This window comes from Cellulomonas triticagri, assembly GCF_003696205.1.
GTDB lineage: Bacteria > Actinomycetota > Actinomycetes > Actinomycetales > Cellulomonadaceae > Cellulomonas > Cellulomonas triticagri.
Genome location: NZ_RFFI01000214.1, coordinates 1 through 3,117, shown reverse-complemented (window position 1 = coordinate 3,117; position 3,117 = coordinate 1). Strand labels below are relative to the sequence as shown.

Below are 3,117 nucleotides of genomic sequence, written 5' to 3'. Positions count from 1 at the left end.
GGCTCGCGCCACCCCGTCCGCCCCGCCGCGCGGGTCCGGCGCCCGTCCGACGAGCTCCCGCCCCGCGGGTCGCGGCGGCACCGGTGGTGGCGACCGCCGCGGGGGCCGCGCCGAGACCGTGCAGCAGCGGCTGCCGCGCCTGTTCACCGTGCGGGCGCTGGTGATGTTCGTCGTGCTGTCCATCGCGTTCGTCCTGGTGTTCCCGACCCTGCGGCAGTACCTCGACCAGCAGGTGCAGCTCGAGCAGCTGCGCGCCGAGGTCGCCCAGGCCGAGCAGGACAACGAGGACCTCCAGGCCGAGCTCGAGCGCTGGTCCGACCCCGCGTTCGTCGAGGCGCAGGCCCGGGAGCGGCTGGCGTTCGTCATGCCGGGGGAGCGGGCGCTGCGCGTCGCCGACCCCGAGGTCGTCCCGCCCGCCACCGACGAGGCGACCACCGGCGCGCCGACCACGGTCGAGCCGGAGGACCCGACCCGCCCCTGGTACGCGCAGGTGTGGGACTCGGTGCAGATCGCCGGGGTCGCCGGGACGGGCGAGGCCACCGAGCCCGCCGAGCCGGGGGACAATGGGACCGCGCCGGCCGACGGCGGGGCGACGGGCGAGCCGACGCCCACGCCCTGACCGCGCCCGAGCCCCACCCGCGACCGACGAGGACCACCGTGACCGACCTGCCCCCCGCGAGCCCGGGAGCCGACGCCGGCGTCCTGCCCGACGTCACGCTCGTGCCGCGCGCCCGCCGCGACGCCCCGGACGTCACCAACGCCGACCTCGACGTGCTGCGCGAGCAGCTCGGCCGCCCCGCGCGCGGGGTCGTCGGCATCGCCGCGCGGTGCGTCTGCGGGCGGCCGCTCGTCGTGCGGACCCTGCCGCGCCTGGACGACGGCACGCCGTTCCCCACCACGTACTACCTGACCAACCCGTCCGCGGTCGGCGCGGTGAGCACCCTCGAGGCCGGTGGCCTGATGAAGGACCTCACCGCCCGCGTGCAGTCCGACGAGGTGCTCGCCGCCGCGTACCAGCGCGCGCACGAGGCGTACCTCGCCGACCGCGCCGAGCTCGGCGACGTCCCGGAGATCGCCGGGATCAGCGCGGGCGGCATGCCGACCCGGGTCAAGTGCCTGCACGTCGTCGTCGGGCACGCGCTCGCCGCCGGTCCCGGCGTGAACCCGGTGGGCGACGACGTCCTGCTGCGGCTGCGCGACGCCTGGCGCCCGGACCGCTGCACCTGCTGAGGGATGGGAGGATGGCCCGCGTGACGCGTGTGGCTGCCATCGACTGCGGGACCAACTCCATCCGGCTCCTGGTGGCCGACGTCGACCCGTCGGCGGGGACCCTCACCGACCTCGACCGGCGCATGGAGGTCGTGCGGCTCGGCCAGGGCGTCGACCGCACCGGCCGGATCGCCCCGGAGGCCCTGGAACGCACCCTCGACGCCACCCGCCGGTACGCGGCGATCTGCGCCGACCTCGGCGTGGAGGCCGTCCGGTTCGTCGCCACGAGCGCGTCCCGCGACGCCGAGAACCGCGACGAGTTCGTGGCGGGGGTCCGTGCGGCGCTCGGCGTCGAGCCCGAGGTGATCGGCGGCGTCGAGGAGGCCGAGCTGTCCTTCCGCGGCGCGACCGGCGTCCTCGGCGCGACCCACCCCGGCCCGTACCTCGTGGTCGACCTCGGCGGCGGCTCCACCGAGGTCGTCCTCGGCACCACCACCCCGCAGGCCGCGTACTCCATGGACGTCGGCTGCGTGCGCATCACCGAGCGGCACCTGCGCTCCGACCCGCCCGCCGCCGACGAGATCGCCGCCGCGGAGGCCGACGTCCGCGCGGCCCTCGACGTCGCCGCGCAGCACGTCCCGCTCGGGCAGGCCGTCACCCTCGTCGGCCTCGCCGGGTCGGTCACCACGATCACGGCGCACGCCCTCGGCCTGCCGGCCTACGACCCGGCCGCCATCGACGGCGCCGTCCTGCCCGTCGACGCCGTCGTCGCCGCGTGCGACGACCTGCTGGCGCGCGACCGCGACGCCCGCGCCGCCCTCGGGTTCATGCACCCCGGGCGGGTCGACGTCATCGGCGCGGGCGCGCTCGTGTGGCGTGCGGTCGTGCAGCGCGTGCAGGCGGAGGTCGAGGCCGCGGGCGGCACGCTGACCCAGGTCGTCACCTCCGAGCACGACATCCTCGACGGCATCGCCTGGAGCATCGCCGCCCGCTGAGCGTCGCACCCGCTGCGGCGGAGCCACGCCGGCGCCGGGCTCGCCGACGCACGGCGCCGTCAGCACGCGCCGGGTGCCGCCGAACGGGTGACGCACCCCGTCCTCGCCGACACGCCGACGGTCCGCGGTACTCGTTCGCGCCCGGTACTGCGCAATCTGTACTACCGTGTGTCCTGCGGGAGCCGAGGAGGGTCGACCCCCGCGACGAGGCACGGGGTGCCGCGGCTGCCAGGGGGCCGGCCGCGGTGCCCGGTGCGGCCGACGGGGTTCCGCGGCCGGACGGGCAGGAGGCCCCGGTGGACACGACGCAGCTGCTCAAGGGCGTGCTCGACGTCGCCGTGCTCGCGGTCGTCGCGCAGGAGGACGGGTACGGCTACGACGTCGTGCGCCGGCTGCGGGCGGCCGGGCTCGCGGACGTCGGCGACGCCTCGGTGTACGGGACGCTGCGGCGGCTGTACTCGCAGGGCGCGCTCACGTCCTACGTGGTGCCGAGCGACGAGGGCCCGCACCGCAAGTACTACGGGATCAACGCGCAGGGGCGGGCGATGCTCGCGGCCCAACGCACGGACTGGCGCCAGTTCGCGGGCACGCTGACCCGCCTGCTGGACGAGGAGGGCGCAGCGTGAACGGCACCGCACGAGTCGCACCGGGCGGCGGCACCGGGCCGGCGACGGTCGCGGACTACGCCGCCGAGGTGCGGACGCACCTGGCGGACCTGCCGCAGGACCAGGTCGACGACCTGACCGACGGGCTCGAGGCCGACCTCGCGGACGCCCTGGCGGACCCGACGGGGCGCCCGGCGGACATGCCGCCCGGCCTGACCGCCCGGTTCGGCGCGCCCGCCGAGTACGCCCGCGAGCTGCGCGCCGCCGCCGGGCTGCCGGACCCGGGGCCGCAGGTGCCGGTGCGGCGC

The 3,117-nt window shown here is 77.4% G+C and carries 5 protein-coding genes; all 5 read left to right on the top strand.

Annotated elements, in window-relative coordinates; translation table 11 throughout:
* Positions 1–619 (top strand): FtsB family cell division protein (locus EBM89_RS20150; RefSeq protein ID WP_233571885.1); only part of this gene is annotated, 619 nt, incomplete at its 5' end.
* 83 nt (positions 620–702) lie between these two features.
* Entirely contained in the window at positions 703–1,230 is a 528-nt protein-coding gene (locus EBM89_RS20145) for a DUF501 domain-containing protein (protein ID WP_439647215.1), read from the top strand.
* Positions 1,231–1,250: 20 nt separating this feature from the next.
* Positions 1,251–2,204, top strand: coding sequence for a Ppx/GppA phosphatase family protein (locus EBM89_RS20140; RefSeq protein WP_122151354.1), 954 nt, complete (start codon positions 1,251–1,253; stop codon positions 2,202–2,204).
* 296 nt (positions 2,205–2,500) lie between these two features.
* Positions 2,501–2,830, top strand: coding sequence for a PadR family transcriptional regulator (locus tag EBM89_RS20135; RefSeq protein ID WP_122151353.1), 330 nt, complete (start codon positions 2,501–2,503; stop codon positions 2,828–2,830).
* Positions 2,827–3,117, top strand: a 291-nt coding sequence (locus EBM89_RS20130; protein ID WP_439647214.1) for an HAAS signaling domain-containing protein, incomplete at its 3' end; no start/stop codon positions are given. The genes EBM89_RS20135 and EBM89_RS20130, both read left to right, overlap by 4 nt.